Raw genomic sequence first — 669 nt, forward strand, 5'->3', positions numbered from 1 at the left:
GGAAAAGCTGCCGGTCAGCACCGCCGCGACGGCAAAGCGGAACATGACCAGCCCCGACGCATCGTTGAGCAGCGACTCGCCTTCCAGAATGTGCATCAGCCGCGCCGGGACGACATTTCTGTCGACGATCGAGGACACCGCCACCGCGTCGGTCGGCGACAGCACCGCGGCAAGCGCAAAAGCGACCACCAGAGGGATGCTCGGCACCAGCCAATGCAAGGCGTAGCCGAAACCGACGATGGTGAAGAAGACCAGCCCTATGGCCAGATCCAGGATCGGTCCGCGCAGCGCCATCAGTTCACGCTTCGGTGCGCCATAGGCATCGCCGAACAGCAGCGGCGGAATGAACACCAGCAGAAACAGTTCCGGATTGATCTCGACATGGATGCCGCGCACCGGCCACGCAAGCGCGGCACCGATCGCAATCTGCAGCACCGGCAACGGCACCCGTACCAGGCGAACCAGAGCGCCGGAAAGCGCCACGAAGACGAGCACGACTAGAATGAAGACGGCGACTTCCATGGTCCGGTTCCAGGCTTTCCGCCGACCATGCGCAAAGCCGGCCGATCCGTCCAGCCGCCCGTCCCGTGAAAAACGCCGCGGCACCCAATCAATGAAAAAGGCCGCCCTGAGAGGCGGCCCTTTTATATATAAGAATCAAATGTTTAT

1 protein-coding gene is annotated in these 669 nt (G+C 61.9%); it reads right to left on the reverse strand.

Going from position 1 to position 669, the window contains the following annotated elements; all coding sequences use genetic code 11:
• The coding region (locus tag EN893_RS39625; protein ID WP_245490945.1) for a cation:proton antiporter at positions 1–522 on the reverse strand (522 nt) is incomplete at its 3' end.
• Positions 523–669 lie beyond the last annotated feature (147 nt).

The sequence above is a fragment of the Mesorhizobium sp. M7A.F.Ca.CA.004.04.2.1 genome, assembly GCF_004022825.1.
In the GTDB taxonomy this organism is placed as follows: Bacteria; Pseudomonadota; Alphaproteobacteria; order Rhizobiales; family Rhizobiaceae; genus Mesorhizobium.